The following is a 15259-nucleotide window of genomic DNA, read 5'->3' on the forward strand; positions in this document are numbered from 1 at the left end:
TGGACGGAAGAGTAGAAGCAAAAATGCAAACGGTTACACGAAAAAGAAAAAACGATTATTTTAACCAACAAAACAATTATGTCGTTTGTGGGAATTTTAATTATTTCGATCGGTGAAGCCTTTCTAAAAGCAGCCAACTTAGGGATGGATCCATTTACGGGATTAAACCTTGGCGCTAGCAAGTTATTAGGAATGGGATTAGGAAATTTCCAACTAATCATGAACTTAGCTTTGTTCGTATTTGTGGTATTTGCTAACTTCCGCATGATTGGAATTGGAACCGTGCTTAACATGGTATTAGTTGGTTATGAAATCCAATTTTTCTCAGGCATTTATACTACTTTGTTTGGGACTGTGACTTCTCTACCAATGCAGCTGATCAATGCCATTATTGGATTACTTATCTTCTCTTTTGGTGCATCAATGTACATGTCAGCTAATCTAGGAATGGCTCCTTATGATGGAATTGCGCCAATTATTACTAATTGGACTAAGATTCGTTACCGAGTTATCAGAGTTATTCAAGATGTTGCTTTTATGGTTGCAGCTTATCTAGTTGGTGGTCCAATAGGATTCGTCACAATTATTATCGCCTTCTTCACCGGTCCTTTAATCGAATTCTGGAGCGACCAGGTTAATAGCAAATTACTTAACCGAATTCAAAGCTATCATCAAAAATAATAATAAAAAAGCCATTCAATAACTGAATGGCTTTTTTATGCGTTAAATTGGTCCCCACTTGCTTATAATCCTGGAATAGGCTCAATCAGCAACGGCTTATTTTGATTACCATAATAGGTAACGTGTTTAGAAATCAAATTGGTTTGCCACACTGGTACTCCAGCTTCGCCGGCTAATTCACAAAAATGTTCAAAATCAAATTCTCCTGCTTGAGCACCGTGCACGGCAGCCTTGATTTTTTCAATACTACTAATTTTCGCTACCGGTTTAGGGACGCCGCTCATGGCTAAATCAACATGCGTATTCAAGTCAAAGTAGCGGTAAATGCCTTCGGCAACTAAATAATCGTAGCGGATAACACCTAATGTTTTGAATTTTTGCATTAATTCAGCAAAACCACCAGCATTGGTTTCACTATTAACTGCTGCTTCGATATCGTAATAATTTAATGCCATTTTATCAGCTCCTATTTGGTTTAATTATAATATCCCCAGATTTCAAAGTAATTGTAATTGACTGACAATTAAATTTGAATTAATATCAAACTCTACCAGTATAAAAAAGTAAAAATAAAATATAGAAAAAATTTTAATTGTTTGCTGCTTACTTAATTTCTATGTCAAAATAAAATTATTAATCAATTTTGGATAAACACTGTTAAATCAGCATTCGCACTCAGAAATATCTTTGATTTTATGTGGGTTATGATTAGTTATTAGTTATTTCCGTGGAACAATAAGAAACTATTTAACCAGTTTAGAAATATATGTGGTTCTTTTGATTGACATAGTTGTCCCCTATTGGTATATTATAGCTAATGTGATTTAGGTTCGAGTTTTTAAGGTCTTGTTTTATTTTTATGAAATAACTTCCTTGGAATTACGTACAACTAGATACATTAAACAATTTTTTTATCGCGCAACTGCGCAAGGAGGTTTCATATTATGAAACAAGGTACTGTTAAATGGTTTAACGCTGACAAAGGTTACGGATTCATTACTACTGACGACGGTGACGTATTCGTTCACTTCTCAGCTATCCAAAAAGACGGCTTCAAGTCATTAGACGAAGGCCAAAAAGTTACTCTTGACGTTGAAGACAGCGACCGTGGACCACAAGCTGCTAACGTTAACGTTGTTGAAGACTAATAATTCAACACCATCTAAACCAGTGATTATTCACTGGTTTTTTGTACATAAAATTAGCTACAATAATTAAGGGCTCATTTGCTAAATTGCAAATGGGCCCTTTTTATATGTGAATAACTATATGAATATTCTATGTTTATGTTTTGTATCTATAACCTATGTTTGAGCTATGTTTTTCTGACTATTTTGTGGCAACTACTGACTTAATATAGCTATCAACATCAAACGTTCCGGCAAATTCTGATAGATGTACCAGGTTTCGCAAAAAGTCATGAGTTTTCGCTTCGTAGTGATATTGGGTTCCTAAATCATAAATATAACCATTGATGTAATCGACCTCAGTTGGTCGTTGTTTCGAAATATCTTGGTACATTGATGGGAAATGTAGTGGATTGGTCACCTCACTAACATATTGAATGGTTTGCCATTCTTCTTCTCGCGTGTTTAAAAGGGTGATTCCTGCTCGCTCACACACGTCAAAAGCTTCATCGATTAATTGCACCCCTAACTTGCTAGCGACGTCAGATTGGATGAATTCGCCCATTCTGATCTTAAACATGGTACATAAGGTATTAATTACAGAGTTAAAAACCACTTTAGCCATTAAGGTTCCTAAAAAATTAGTCGTTAAATTAGGATTTAAATTAGCTTGTTGAAATTCATTAACGATTTTATGAGTCATCTCATCAGGAATCTCGGTTTGATTAGCAATGTTCATTGAACCTGCGCCTGATTTACCAATAAAGTCAACATCCCCAGCTTGATTTAACACCGTTCCAATTAAGGCTGTTCCACCAAGGACTTTTTCTTTATCAAAATACTGATTGATTTTCTCAATATGGCCCATCCCGTTCATACAGCTCACAACATACTGGCGATCATTGAAGAATCGTGAACATCGTTGCAACATTTCTGCTAAACCGTATTGTTTAGTAAAAATGATCAACACATCAGGATCACCTTCATAGTCTTCCGGAAAGTAGATATTAACCGGAACTAATCGCTTATTTTGGCCATCACGTGATACATACACCCCATTTTGCTCATGAATCGTGTTGACTTGCGGTTCCCAAGTATCAACGAAATCAACATCATAGCCGGCATCTTGAAGTAACACGCCGTAGCGTAACCCCATTGCGCCTGCTCCTAACACAGCATACTTCATATTTCTAATCCGCCCCTTCTAATTACAGCTGCTCCTTACGGCGGGCAGCTTAAAAATAATTAATAGTGTTATTATGAGATTTACATTAGATAATGTCAATGTATTATTAGACTATGATGTGAAAGTAATCTAATTGTAGATAAAAAAGCACTGAATATATCAGTGCTTAATCATTTAAAAATTGATTTAAAAAATTTGTTAGTTGGCTAAAGTCAATATTTCTTAATTTACCATTCTTAATTGCTCTTTCAATAATATCTAAGGTTGGCGACTTACCAATCAAAGTAGTTTCCACCTGCTTTAAATCACCATCAACCTCAAAACTAGGGTTAAACTTCAGATGAACCACTTGGCCATCCCTTACCGTATAATTGATTCCTAAACGGCCTGCTGTAAAATCTTGGGCCACATAGTGATAATATCCAGGATTTCGACCATAATTCCATTCATCCGTCCCGTATGTTTCTAACATCCGTTGGTCAATAATCTGCCAGTCTTTATCGGTCATGTGGTAAACTTCGATGTCGTCCAAGTTATCGACTTCAAAGATCTCCTTCAATAGATATTCTCGAAGGTCATCAATACTCATTGACTCCGGTAAGAATTCCTTCAAGTTAATCACTGGGCTCCGTCTTGAGGCAACGCCTAATCGCTTAGCTTTTTCTGACTCATCTTCAGTCAGACTATGATGCGCATTATCAAGATTCAAATCATACATAATCGTCCGCCGCGGCCAAACTCGTGCCATTCTTAAACATTGTCATCCCAGAAAACTTCTTATCTCGGAAAATCAAATCACTGCTGTTTTCCTTCATTTTGACATCAATTCCTAGCTTTTGTAACGCAGCTAACACCGATTTCGCAAAGTAAGCATAGTTACCAAATTCAGTGTCGTCATCGACCAAGATATTTTCAAATATCAGGTTCCCCATATCGTGATATACTGCACCACCGCCAGAAGTTCGGCGAACTAATTGGATATCGTGTTGGCGGATATAATCGACGTTAACTTCCGCCCAGACGTTTTGGTTTTTGCCAATAATTACCGATGGTTGATTAATGTACATCATGAATCCGTGTCCCGGTAATTTTTGTCATTAACAAAGTAATTATCTAACGATTGGTTAACCCGAGCATCAAGTATTTGCTGGCCATTTCTTCGCGTATCAATTAAATACATAAGTTGCCACCCCTTTAATTAAATCATGTCTTCATTATACGTTATAATCAAAGTAAATCTAATAATGAGGTGAATGACTATGGCTCAAAATCATTATGGGAACGAATTAAACAAATATTTACAGGGCATTCAGAATCCCCAACCCCACAGGTTAAAGATGGAATTTTATATTCCAAACAATCCGATGGCACCTACTTGCTCAGTATTGATAGATCAGTATTTGAACAACTGGGTCAGATTACATTCGCGGACTTCCCAACCGATCAGGCCGAAGTCGTTGTCGATGATGACCTCTTAGATATTGAAGGCGATAAATCCGTTGAAACCTTAAAGTCCCCAATTGCTGGTAAGGTTATTAAGCGAAATTTCGATCTTGGTCAAGATATCGACAAGTTAAACCAAGCCGATCCTCAGAAAAACTGGATTATGGTTATTGAACCTGCTAATTAATAATGCACTTACTTAACATTCCGATTAGTCGAACTATAATAGAAGTTGTGAGGAGGTAAGTATTATGGCAGAAATCGTAAAAGAGTCTCCATTCTTGAATTTACAAATGAGTGAAGGATTTGATTGGAGCGATAGCACGGTGCCAGTTCGTGATGCTCTATGGAATTACTACATGGAAAATAACGGACACGATACTAACGCCACCGAAAAGGACATGGAAAAGTACCTTACAATGTCCGAAGATGACATTAAGTCTGACGTCGAAAAACTATTACACAAATAACTCTAATAGCAAAAATGACCAGCTAAATTATTAGCTGGTCATTTTTTAGTTTTCAAACAAGGCCATTAATTCTCCTTTGGACAAGTTCTTCTTCTCTTCACTACTCAAGTCAACTTTAATTTGGCCATCCTGAACCATGATCAATCGATTCCCATAGGTTAGGGCATCATCAACCTTATGAGTGATCATTAATGATGTTAATTGCTGTTCATTAACCACTTGATTGGTTAATTCCATGACCTCTGCGCTCGTCTTAGGATCAAGAGCAGCGGTATGTTCATCTAACAGTAATAACGATGGTGAGCTAATCGTAGCCATTAATAATGATAAAGCTTGGCGTTGACCACCTGACAAATACTTAACCGGTGTATCTAATCGGTTCGCAAGACCCATTTTAAGAGTCGTAAGTTTCTGTTTAAATGCTTGGCGTTTCTTTTGCGAATTGAAGAATCGTAAATTAACGTGACCATTAACCTTCTCAGCAACCGCCATGTTTTCATATACGGTAAGGTCGCCAGCAGTTCCTAGCTTAGCATCTTGGAACACCCGAGAAATCCATTTCGATCTTGAAGAAATGGATTTATTGGTAATATCATTTCCCATAATTTGCATCGTGCCGGCATCTGCTTTTAAATTACCAGCGATTACATTCAACAACGTTGATTTACCTGCCCCATTATTGCCAATCACTGAAATAAAATCACCAGGGTGAATATCTAAACTAACATCTTTAAGAATATGACGTTGATTTTCTGTTCCTGGAAAGAAAATTTTATGAACGTGTTGCATTTCTAATACTGAAGGACTATTCATCTGTCTTCACCCCTGAATTTAAATTAAGCTTTTGCAAATACCGTTTCAGTTGTTGTCGTGAACGATACTGGTTTTGAATCATCGGTAATACAATTACAATGACTAAGATAATGGCCGACAGAATTTTCAAGTCGTCTGGAGAAACACCAACATTCATTGCTAAGGTTAACAGCACTCGATAAACAATTGCTCCTAATACCATCGCTATTAATCGCCAAACCATCTTCTTAGCCGGTAGAATAATTTCACCAACCAATACCGACGCTAAACCAATGACAATGGTGCCAATTCCCATTCCAATATCAGCAAACCCATTGCTTTGGGCGATCAACGAACCTGATACGGCAATTAATCCGTTCGAAATTGCGTAACCCAAGACAATCGTCCGATTAGTCTTGATGCCATTAGCGGCACTCATCGTAGTGTTATTTCCAGTTGCCCGAAGCGCTAACCCACTTTGAGTCTTGAAGAACATTACCAATAAAGCAACGACGATGGTACAAATAATTACTCCAATTACGATGGTTTGCACCGTCACATCCCAAGTCTCGGGCAGATAATTTGTTAGGACTTTTTGATCCAATAATGGGATATTTGCCTTACCCATGATGTGCATGTTAACGGAGTACAATCCCGTCATTGTTAAAATCCCAGCTAGTAGTGATGGAATGTGCAATTGGGTATCTAATAACCCAGTTACCATCCCAGCAAGAAATCCTGCCCCAAAGCCACATAGCATCGCCACCACTGCTGATTGCCCTGACAACATTAATTTAATGGTGACGGCAGCCCCCAGTGGAAAACTTCCTTCAGTTGTTAAATCAGGAATATCCAAAATCCGAAATGTAATAAATACCCCAATTGTTAAGCACGCCCACATTAGGCCTTGGCCAATCCCATCAATTATCATTTAAACTACCTTCCTTTTACTTATGATTTCTAAGGTTCTTGAATCTTGGCTGGATCGATTCCCAACGCTTTGGCTCGGTCATTATTTACATATAACCGAAGGGTTTTTGAAGTCTCAACTGGCATGTCTTTGGGATTCTTTTTATCTAAAATTACTTTAGCGGCCATCTTAGCCGTTTGCTTTCCTAAGTCACGATAGTTGATTCCATATGTGGCGGTTCCACCATCTTGAGCCATTTCGATTGAGCCCGTTACAACTGGCAATTTTTTCTCATTGGCAACCTTGCCGATAATCTTCATTGAACTAGCCATTAAGTTATCAGTTGGTAAGTAAAGCCCTGAAATCTTGTTGCTCATGACGCTCAGTGCTGATTGAACATCATTGGATGAATTGACACTGATTATTTTTAGCTTAATGTTATTTTTCTTAGCGTATTGTTTAGCAATAGATACTTGTAACCCAGAGTTTTCTTCGGATGAGTTATACATAACTCCGATTGGTTTGTTGTTCTTAGTTAGGCTCTTTAATAACTTCAATTGTTTCCCAACTGGCCCAAGATCCATTGTTCCAGAAACGTTTGTGTCAGGTTTATTAGTACTCTTAACCAACCCTGCCGACTTTAGATCAGTTACGGCTGTCGTCAGAATTGGGGTTGTCTTAGTTTGCTTAGCAACGGTTTGAGCTGATGGCGTTGCGATTGCTAAAATCATGTCTGGTTTCTTTTGCACGATTTGGCGACTCATGGTATTCAAGTTGGCCTGATCACCCTGGGCATTTTGATAGTTATAATCAACTTTCCATTTAGGATGCTTGGCCTTAATCTCTTTAGTTAGCTCACTTTCAAATCCCTTCCTAGCAGCATCAAGCGAACCGTGTTGCACAATTTGAAGTACCCCTACGTTAACTGTCTTGTCCTTAGATGCTGATGAAGAACAGCCTGCTAGTGTTAGTGCAATGATTGGTAAAGCGATAATTCCCAATAATGATTTTTTCATGATAATTCCTCCCAATTTTTAAGAAACAAAAAAACCAGCTAGACAAAGTTCATCTAGCTGTACGGGCCCGTTATTGTCCCAGCTAGATCAATCTCGTATCTAACTGGCAGTTTTATTTCATGTATAAAAACCTTAGCCATTTGATTAGATACGAACGCAATGCGTGAGCGTCCGTATCCAAAGCATCGAATACAAACGCTATCTAAAGAAAAAGCTAAAGGCAAATTCATTATTCAATTGTGTGTATTTAAGTTTTTGCATAGTTGCAAACCTCCACAAATGATTAAAACTAATTTAACATTAAATGAGAAAAGTTGTCAACAAATTTTTTACAGCTTACGTTGGGCTTCATCAACTGACTGCTCATCAATGAACTCACTAGTGAATCGCTGTAACGGCGTAAAATCATGCCGATCTTTGAACTTAACTGGAACGGCTTTAACCACGGCCACTAACATATTATTTTCGGTAATAAAAATTTGCCCGATGCCTTTGGGCTTACCTTTAGTATGCTTACCAGTTCGCCAACTATGTAATTTAAACTCACCAGTATCGTCTTTTTTAATGATATACTTTCCTGATTCATCAGTTGTTACCGGCACGCCAATGTATTGGAATACTTCATATTGCCCTTTCAAATAAGCACCTCACTTCTAAAATATGAATTGTTTATGAATAACTAAGAATTATTAGTGAACTTTACAACCTCACCACTAATTAATAATATAATTTTACTTGAAATAATTAAAGAGGTGATATTATGACTAATGTTAAAATCGTAACCGATTCTGCCGCATCCCTGTCCCCATCAACTATCCAAAATTCGCACATTACGATTATTGATTTACCCGTATTCATCAATGGCAAATTTTACGGTTCGGTTAATAATATCTCTAGCGACAAATTCCTCCATCTCTTAGCTAACTGTAGTTCTCAGCCAGTCATTGGTCCCGCTAACGTAAATGATTTAACTAAACTATATGATAAATTAGGTAGTGATGGTAGCCAAATCATTTCAATCCATTTAAGCAGTGCATTATCACCAACCTTCAAAACAGCCCAATCAGCTGCACAGGCATCCGTCAGCGATGTACTGGTTATCGATAGCAAAGCCACTTCCAGTGGCCTAGCGTACCAAGTAACTAAGATTGCTGAGCACATTCAGTCTGGATATCCAGTTGAGCTAATCGCGCAAGGATTAACTAATTTGCGCTGTAAAACTAAAACTTATTTTTCTGTAGCCAATAGTGATCAACTGATCAACCGTCAATTAATCAGTCGTTTTCGCGGTGCCATTGAACGAAAATTAAAAACTTCATATATCTACCAATTTACTAATAACAATTTCAATTTAATGATGCGCAGTCGATCATGTCAATCCATTGAAAACTTTTGGCATAACCAAATTCAAAAAATGCATAATGAAAACATCGTTAAATTAACTGTTCTTCATGCTGGTGAAACTCAGTGGGCTAATCTTATACAGGAAGTGTTAGCTAATGAGTTTCCATTTATTACAATTGAATCCAGAATTACCAAACCTGAGATGGCCAGTTATATGGGATTAGAATCAACTGGCATAACCTACTTACTTGGATAATAAAAAGACTCCCACATCGAGTGCATCGATGTGGGAGTCTTTTTAGAAGTTGCTTATTCTTCGGAACTCTTCTTTGCATGCTTTTTCTTAAAGCTAAACAAATTACCAAAGTAATTATCATACGTTAACTTGTTTAGTCCTGGCAAAGTAACTGGAATTGCAATTCCAATAATCACGATCCCAAAAACTAAGCCAACTGCGAGTTGAATCATTGTTAATACTCCCGTTACCGCTAGCGAAGCACTACCTATGATTCCAACCAACATTGCCAGCATAATTGTTGTCCCAATTTTGCCAACGCCAGTAACCATTTGATCACTGGTAGCTGGTTGCTTTGCCTGACGATTAATGATGAATACCGCTAAGGCATAGTTCATCACTAAAGCAAACAAGAGAATAAATAAAATAACTGGTGTAACTGAAGTTAATTGGTTCTGATCCAAAAAGCTATGACTAAACCACTTAGTAAAGCCAAGTGACATGAAGTACGTGATCAAGCCAATAATCCCAATGTAGGTTGCCTGCAAAATTGAGCCCGAGACAAGCATTGATAATCCGATCAATACCGCTGCAAAGATGATTGCCATCTTCACAAAATTGTCCTTTGAAATGGTCTTAGCATTTTGTAATGTTGCTGGCACGCCACCAACAACTACCTTGGCGTCCTTCAAAGTTGTACCGGCAAAATTATTCTCCATTTGAGAACTAATTTGAGCAACATAATTAAGAGCAGATTTACCATTTAGATCATTCTTCAAGATCACCGTAATTTTCGCGGTCTTCTTATCATCTGATAGATACTGCTTAATTGATTGACGGAACGTGCTACTCTTCAAACATCCTCTGGAATGTAGAACGTTTGACCTGCAGGCGACTTTGCCATTTCATTAAGGAAATCTCGTGATTGTTTAACTTCCTTAGTTGAACTTCTAACTTGGGTCCCATATCCTTGAATCTTAGCCTGAATTGCAGCCAGTTCCATTCGGAATTGAGAAACTGTTTGACTTGCACTATCGGTTTGGCTAGTAATACGATTCAATGCATTGTTGACCCTATCTTGTTGGGTTTGATCAGCCATAGCTCGTTTCAAAGCCTCGCGAACAACAGAACGTTGGAATCGGTTCATCCGTTTATGATCAGTTTGTTGCAACTCACTTTGGACTTGAGCAACAATTTCTGAAGGTGTTTCTGTTACATTGTTCATTTCGTTATATTCTTGAATTTTGCTAACTCGATCTGCAATTGATGTCACTGATCGATCAGTTCTAGTCAACGGTCGACTATTTATCTTAGTAGACTTCAGCCCCTTAGCAACTCGATTCAATGAACTCATGTTACTATCTAAACTACCAGTCACGATCTGTAATTGCTCTTGCATATAAAGCTGTTGTAATGGCTCACCTTCTGGTTGCGTAACTGAATTAATTGCACTAACTAACTTATTAGCAGTTAATTGATTGGTTACCCGATCAATTTCTCGTAAATCGGCATCATTGTCTAATGTATGATTAGCTTTAATATAAACAGTTACTGGTTCTGCAACGCCTTCAGGAAAGTGAGTCTTAATCACTTTGTACCCAGCCTTAGCTGATGATGATTGCGTAGATATTTCTCTAGTTGGATCAAAAGAAACTGGTCCCTTGCTGTTAACAATGAACGGAATGGCCACCAAAATTGCCAATACCAATGCAATCAGTGGATATTTAGCAGATTTAGTAGCTAAAAAGTGCCAGCCCTTATTGTAATTATGAGCGGTTAATTTAGCTGCCGGTAGGAATACTCTTTTTCCAAGAACAAAACTAAAGAATGGCAAAAAGGTCAAGGTAGCTGCTAATAAAATTATGATGCTAATTCCAATACCAGAAAAAGATTGAACTAGTGAATAATTAATAAATCCTAATGAACCAAAAGCGATTGCTAGGACAATTGACGAAGTACTAACCAGTTGGGTAAATCGCTTTCTAATTGCTAAGGTTGCTTCGATGTCACCTTTATCAGCTGCGAACTGATTCTTTAAGCCACTAAAGTAAAGCAATGCATATCCAGTTCCCAACGTTGCTAGAACTAGTAACATCCCCGCTTGGGTATCTCTTGAAATTGGTAGACCATATGAAGTGTTAAGACTGCCAATTGCCCATAGTGAAATTACATAAGCAACTGAAGTAGTTAGAACTGAAATCAATGGAATAATCACTGATCTAAATACTACTAGCAGTAATAATAAAACAAAGATAGCAATAATAATTGTCGCTTTAATTATTCCATCAAAAGCAGCTCGATTCGTGTCTCGCTTAATTGTACTAAAACTAGTAACGTAAGTTTTTAAAGATGCTGTCTTAACTGCACTCCTAATTTGAGCATTTGTCGATTGTACAGGAAGGTTCTTATCAACATTTAAAACTACCAACTGAGTTGTCTGGTCCTTAGCAATCAATTGCTTTTGCGCTGACACACTATCAATTGGCGTAATGATTGATTTGATTCCCAACTGCTTTTGCGACCGTTTTAACTTGTTAATCGTGTTACTCATGTTAATGTTTTGCTGAGAATTCATTTTAGTCTTTGAGTTAAACACCACCACTAACCGGCGAGTGTCTTGACCCGACTTATGAAATTCACTGCCAATCTTACTGGCTACCTTGCTGGACATCGAGCTCGGTATCCGAGTATCACCATTTTGATTTACTAGGTGATTAAATCTTGGCATAAAGCTAAAGCTCACGATAATCATGATTATCCAAGCAATAACTACCCCAATATATCTCTTGAAGTACTTATTCATATTTTTTCTCCTTAATAGTTGATTCAAAAAATGTCATAAAAGTAATAAATGCCAATCATTAAATGAAAACGATTGGCATAATTTTATAAAACGTATTTGAGTTAATGCTATTGAACCTATTCTTATTGATAGGTTAATTAGATAAACCATTAATAAACGTAAATTACAATCAGAAATTATGCAAAAATGCCTAAAATTATGATTATAAAACAACTTACTCCACCTCAAATTATAATTGAGATTAACAATAAGTCAATTGGTTATTAAGTTATGGTATGTCTAGATTCAAGATAGTTTAGTGACTGCTTTCTCGAATTACCAACTTATTGGCAACAATCATCTTTTCAGTAGTTCGCTTTCCTGTCTCAATTGCATCTTTAATCATGTTGATTGCAAGTTCACCCATTCGAGTAGTCTCCACCTTAACCGAACTAAGCGCAGGAATGACGTATTTTGCAATCGACGTATCATTAAAACTAATTAGACTTACATCATCAGGAATTCGTTTACCCAACTGGGTCAATGCTTTTTCAGCCCCCACAGCCATGGCATCATTGGACACATATAAGGCACTTGGAAATTCTGGCCCCATCGTTTCAACCTGCTTTAACACTTCGTGATAAGCGCCCTCAACCGTATAATCAGCTGTAAAAATATTTTGTTCATTAAGTAAATTCTTAGCAGCCAAGTATTTCCTAAATGGAGCTACTCGCGGATCAGTCACAGTCAGCCTTCTATCACTGGTAACCTCAGTTCCCGATAACATACCGATATTATTAATTCCTGCGTTAAGAAACTGATCAATTACCTCATTAGTTGAGTTTTCAAAATCAGTTACGACACAATCATATCCCTTGGCTAAAGTATCAAAGTCAACAAATACGATATTAGTTGATTTTTTGGCCATTTTTTTAATTTGTTCATCGCTATATTTACCGATTGCTATAATCGCTCGAACATCACCAATCTCGTTTAGCGAACCGTTTGCAAAATACTGTTGGATTTTATAACCATTCTTGCTGGCAGCTTTTTCAGCACCCATCCGAATTGATAAGTAGTACAGATCATCTAGTTCTTTAGCTTCTGTATACCATTGAACAATTGCAATCGTGTTTTGGGTTGCGGATTTACGTCGATTTTTAGTATAGGACATTGATTCGGCAACTTGAAAAATTTTTTTTCTAGTAGTGTCACTAACTGATAGTGATTTATCGTAATTTAATACTCGAGATACCGTCGTTATTGATACCCCTGCCTTTTCAGCAATATCTTTGATTGTCGCCATAATGTTTTCAAACCCTTCGCACATTTATTTTACTAAAATAAATATATTTTGTTTACTCGATTAAGTCAAGTTCCCTCGGTAACTATAAGGAACTAAGTCTAGTAAAATCATTGACGAAAGATAGGTAAATTTCTATAATTAAGCTAATAATAACTAGGAGGCCGTACTAGTGAATGATTATGATGTTCAATACAAAAATGGACTGAACAACCTAACTTACCAGAAAATTTACTAAATGATTTAACAACTTTAGAAGATGATTCAGCCAAACGTGAAGATGCCTTTGCCACTCCCCTATCATTTGGAACCGCCGGAATGCGTGGACTTCTTGGCGCCGGAATCAATCGGATGAACATTTATACTGTTCGACAAGCAACGGAAGGGCTTGCTTCATTCATGGATACCTTAGATGAGCAAACTCGTAACCGGGGAGTCGCTATCAGTTTCGATTCTCGTTACCACTCAGCAGAATTTGCTCATGAAGCTGCCCGAGTATTGGGTGCTCATAAGATCAAGTCTTACGTCTTCGATGATATTCGACCAACACCTGAACTATCATTGCCGTTCGTCATCTCAATACCTATGCCGGGATTATGATTACTGCTAGTCACAATCCCAAACAGTACAACGGCTTTAAAATTTATGGTGAAGATGGTGGTCAAATGCCTCCTAAGGAATCAGACTTAATCACTTCATATATCCGCAAAGCTGACGATTTATTTGATATTAAAGCTATTCCAGAACAACAGCTTCGTGAACAACAGATTATGAATTTGATTGGCGAAGATGTTGATGCTGCTTATTTAGAGCAAGTTAGAACTGTTAACATTGACACTGACCTAGTTAAGACAACTGGGAAATCCATGAAGTTTGTTTACACTCCACTTCACGGAACTGGTAAAGTCATTGCTCGCCGCGCACTAGAAATGGCCGGCTTCAGCAACTATTCGGTAGTGCCAGAGCAAACAATCGCTGATCCAGAATTTTCAACTGTTCCTTTTCCAAATCCGGAATTCCCACAAGCATTTGATTTAGCTAAAGCGTTGGGTAAAAAAGTTGATGCTGATGTATTAATCGCAACTGATCCCGATGCTGACCGTTTAGGAGCTGCTGTTCGCTTACCCAATGGTGATTATCAATTACTAACAGGAAATCAAATTGCCAGTGTCTTACTTAATTACATCTTAACTGCTAAGCAAAATGCTAACGAACTACCTGCCAATGGCCGCGTCGTTAAATCCATCGTTTCGACCGAATTAGCTACTAAAATAGCCAGCTCCTTTGGAATTGAGACTAAAAATGTCCTCACTGGTTTTAAGTTTATTGCTGAAGAAATTCATAACTACGAAACCAACCATGGCCATACTTTCTTGTTTGGTTTTGAAGAAAGTTTTGGCTACTTAATTAGACCATTTGTCCGTGACAAGGATGCCATTCAAACCGTCTTACTGCTGGCTGAAGTCGCTGCTTACTATAAGAATCAAGGTAAGACCCTCTATGATGGGGTACAAGAAATGTATGCTAAATATGGTTACTTCACTGAGAAAACAGTTGCTAAAGAGTTTGACGGCCTTGATGGTAAACAAAAAATGGCTAACATTATGAATACTCTTAGAACCAACCCAATCACTGAACTTGCTGGTCATAAAGTAGTCCGCCATGCTGACTACTCAACGGCCACGCAAACCGAAGCTGATGGTTCAACGACTACAATTGATTTACCAAAATCAAACGTGCTTAAATACTGGTTTGATGACGAAACCTGGTTAGCTGTTCGCCCATCTGGAACTGAGCCAAAAATTAAATTTTATCTCGGACTAGTTGACGAAAGCGAACAAGCTGTTCAAGCTAAACTTAATCAATTTGAAAAACAACTAGATATCGAAATTAACAATTTGATCAATGATTAAATTTAACGCCCGCAATTCTAAAATAGAATTGCGGGCGTTCGTTTCAGTTTTTATGAA

The 15259-nt window shown here is 37.5% G+C and carries 16 protein-coding genes and 1 pseudogene; 6 read left to right on the forward strand and 11 right to left on the reverse strand.

Features of this window, described 5'->3' with window-relative positions:
- The first annotated feature begins 78 nt into the window (after positions 1–78).
- Positions 79–681, forward strand: coding sequence for a YczE/YyaS/YitT family protein (locus NBRC111893_RS06920; protein ID WP_125008492.1), 603 nt, complete (start codon positions 79–81; stop codon positions 679–681).
- A gap of 62 nt (positions 682–743) precedes the next feature.
- On the opposite strand, the gene NBRC111893_RS06925 is transcribed toward NBRC111893_RS06920, so the two are convergent.
- Complete coding sequence (locus tag NBRC111893_RS06925) at positions 744–1136, reverse strand: DUF1398 family protein (protein WP_125008493.1); 393 nt, start codon at positions 1134–1136, stop codon at positions 744–746.
- A gap of 489 nt (positions 1137–1625) precedes the next feature.
- Between NBRC111893_RS06925 and NBRC111893_RS06930 the strand changes: the two genes are divergently transcribed.
- Positions 1626–1829, forward strand: coding sequence for a cold-shock protein (locus NBRC111893_RS06930; RefSeq protein ID WP_125008494.1), 204 nt, complete (start codon positions 1626–1628; stop codon positions 1827–1829).
- A 181-nt stretch (positions 1830–2010) separates the two neighbouring features.
- Here the strand turns inward: NBRC111893_RS06930 and NBRC111893_RS06935 are convergent, their stop codons facing one another.
- From NBRC111893_RS06935 to NBRC111893_RS11345, 3 genes are all read right to left on the reverse strand, one after another.
- Entirely contained in the window at positions 2011–2994 is a 984-nt protein-coding gene (locus NBRC111893_RS06935) for a ketopantoate reductase family protein (protein ID WP_125008495.1), read from the reverse strand.
- Positions 2995–3160: 166 nt separating this feature from the next.
- Positions 3161–3742, reverse strand: coding sequence for a lipoate--protein ligase family protein (locus tag NBRC111893_RS11340; protein ID WP_225417640.1), 582 nt, complete (start codon positions 3740–3742; stop codon positions 3161–3163).
- The gene (locus NBRC111893_RS11345) at positions 3705–4064 is read right to left on the reverse strand and encodes a lipoate--protein ligase family protein (protein WP_225417642.1); all 360 of its coding nucleotides are present in this window, start codon (positions 4062–4064) and stop codon (positions 3705–3707) included. Before NBRC111893_RS11345 ends, NBRC111893_RS11340 begins: the two co-directional genes overlap by 38 nt.
- Positions 4065–4243: 179 nt before the next feature.
- Here NBRC111893_RS11345 and NBRC111893_RS06945 point away from each other — a divergent pair, with 179 nt between their 5' ends.
- A complete protein-coding gene (locus NBRC111893_RS06945; protein WP_125008496.1) occupies positions 4244–4624 on the forward strand; it encodes a glycine cleavage system H family protein in 381 nt (126 codons plus the stop codon).
- A 64-nt stretch (positions 4625–4688) separates the two neighbouring features.
- Positions 4689–4907, forward strand: a complete 219-nt coding sequence (locus NBRC111893_RS06950) for a P8 family protein (protein ID WP_125008497.1) — start codon at positions 4689–4691, stop codon at positions 4905–4907.
- Positions 4908–4952: 45 nt separating this feature from the next.
- On the opposite strand, the gene NBRC111893_RS06955 is transcribed toward NBRC111893_RS06950, so the two are convergent.
- The 4 genes from NBRC111893_RS06955 to NBRC111893_RS06970 form a co-directional block, all read right to left on the reverse strand.
- Entirely contained in the window at positions 4953–5720 is a 768-nt protein-coding gene (locus NBRC111893_RS06955; protein ID WP_125008498.1) for an ABC transporter ATP-binding protein, read from the reverse strand.
- Complete coding sequence (locus tag NBRC111893_RS06960) at positions 5713–6630, reverse strand: ABC transporter permease (protein ID WP_125008499.1); 918 nt, start codon at positions 6628–6630, stop codon at positions 5713–5715. Before NBRC111893_RS06960 ends, NBRC111893_RS06955 begins: the two co-directional genes overlap by 8 nt.
- Positions 6631–6659: 29 nt before the next feature.
- Positions 6660–7625 carry an ABC transporter substrate-binding protein gene (locus NBRC111893_RS06965; RefSeq protein WP_125008500.1) on the reverse strand — a complete coding sequence of 322 codons (966 nt, stop codon included), beginning with the start codon at positions 7623–7625 and terminating at the stop codon, positions 6660–6662.
- A 329-nt stretch (positions 7626–7954) separates the two neighbouring features.
- A complete protein-coding gene (locus tag NBRC111893_RS06970; protein WP_125008501.1) occupies positions 7955–8263 on the reverse strand; it encodes a DUF7671 family protein in 309 nt (102 codons plus the stop codon).
- A 122-nt stretch (positions 8264–8385) separates the two neighbouring features.
- On the opposite strand from NBRC111893_RS06970, the gene NBRC111893_RS06975 reads away from it, so the two are divergent.
- A complete protein-coding gene (locus NBRC111893_RS06975) occupies positions 8386–9225 on the forward strand; it encodes a DegV family protein (RefSeq protein ID WP_125008502.1) in 840 nt (279 codons plus the stop codon).
- A gap of 53 nt (positions 9226–9278) precedes the next feature.
- Here NBRC111893_RS06975 and NBRC111893_RS06980 read toward each other — a convergent pair whose 3' ends face one another.
- The 3 genes from NBRC111893_RS06980 to NBRC111893_RS06990 all read right to left on the reverse strand — a co-directional run bounded on the left by NBRC111893_RS06980 (position 9279) and on the right by NBRC111893_RS06990 (position 13316).
- On the reverse strand, positions 9279–10061 hold the full coding sequence (locus NBRC111893_RS06980; RefSeq protein ID WP_125008503.1) for an MMPL family transporter: 783 nt from the start codon (positions 10059–10061) through the stop codon (positions 9279–9281).
- Complete coding sequence (locus NBRC111893_RS06985; RefSeq protein ID WP_125008504.1) at positions 10058–12007, reverse strand: MMPL family transporter; 1950 nt, start codon at positions 12005–12007, stop codon at positions 10058–10060. The genes NBRC111893_RS06980 and NBRC111893_RS06985 overlap by 4 nt, the downstream gene beginning before the upstream one ends.
- Before the next feature lie 295 nt (positions 12008–12302).
- On the reverse strand, positions 12303–13316 hold the full coding sequence (locus NBRC111893_RS06990; protein WP_225417644.1) for a LacI family DNA-binding transcriptional regulator: 1014 nt from the start codon (positions 13314–13316) through the stop codon (positions 12303–12305).
- A gap of 165 nt (positions 13317–13481) precedes the next feature.
- Between NBRC111893_RS06990 and NBRC111893_RS06995 the strand changes: the two are divergent.
- Positions 13482–15202: pseudogene (locus tag NBRC111893_RS06995) on the forward strand (phospho-sugar mutase).
- Positions 15203–15259: the final 57 nt, after the last annotated feature.

Source organism: Lentilactobacillus kosonis, assembly GCF_003864335.1.
Taxonomy (GTDB): Bacteria; Bacillota; Bacilli; order Lactobacillales; family Lactobacillaceae; genus Lentilactobacillus; species Lentilactobacillus kosonis.

Excerpts from the sequence above, each read along its gene's own strand:
- NBRC111893_RS06920 (WP_125008492.1), top strand. The coding sequence starts at position 79 with ATGTCGTTTGTGGGAATTTTAATTATTTCGATCGGTGAAGCCTTTCTA.
- NBRC111893_RS06925 (WP_125008493.1), bottom strand. The coding sequence starts at position 1,136 with ATGGCATTAAATTATTACGATATCGAAGCAGCAGTTAATAGTGAAACC.
- NBRC111893_RS06930 (WP_125008494.1), top strand. The coding sequence starts at position 1,626 with ATGAAACAAGGTACTGTTAAATGGTTTAACGCTGACAAAGGTTACGGA.
- NBRC111893_RS06935 (WP_125008495.1), bottom strand. The coding sequence starts at position 2,994 with ATGAAGTATGCTGTGTTAGGAGCAGGCGCAATGGGGTTACGCTACGGC.
- NBRC111893_RS11340 (WP_225417640.1), bottom strand. The coding sequence starts at position 3,742 with ATGGCACGAGTTTGGCCGCGGCGGACGATTATGTATGATTTGAATCTT.
- NBRC111893_RS11345 (WP_225417642.1), bottom strand. The coding sequence starts at position 4,064 with ATGATGTACATTAATCAACCATCGGTAATTATTGGCAAAAACCAAAAC.
- NBRC111893_RS06950 (WP_125008497.1), top strand. The coding sequence starts at position 4,689 with ATGGCAGAAATCGTAAAAGAGTCTCCATTCTTGAATTTACAAATGAGT.
- NBRC111893_RS06955 (WP_125008498.1), bottom strand. The coding sequence starts at position 5,720 with ATGAATAGTCCTTCAGTATTAGAAATGCAACACGTTCATAAAATTTTC.
- NBRC111893_RS06960 (WP_125008499.1), bottom strand. The coding sequence starts at position 6,630 with ATGATAATTGATGGGATTGGCCAAGGCCTAATGTGGGCGTGCTTAACA.
- NBRC111893_RS06965 (WP_125008500.1), bottom strand. The coding sequence starts at position 7,625 with ATGAAAAAATCATTATTGGGAATTATCGCTTTACCAATCATTGCACTA.
- NBRC111893_RS06975 (WP_125008502.1), top strand. The coding sequence starts at position 8,386 with ATGACTAATGTTAAAATCGTAACCGATTCTGCCGCATCCCTGTCCCCA.
- NBRC111893_RS06985 (WP_125008504.1), bottom strand. The coding sequence starts at position 12,007 with ATGAATAAGTACTTCAAGAGATATATTGGGGTAGTTATTGCTTGGATA.
- NBRC111893_RS06990 (WP_225417644.1), bottom strand. The coding sequence starts at position 13,316 with ATGTGCGAAGGGTTTGAAAACATTATGGCGACAATCAAAGATATTGCT.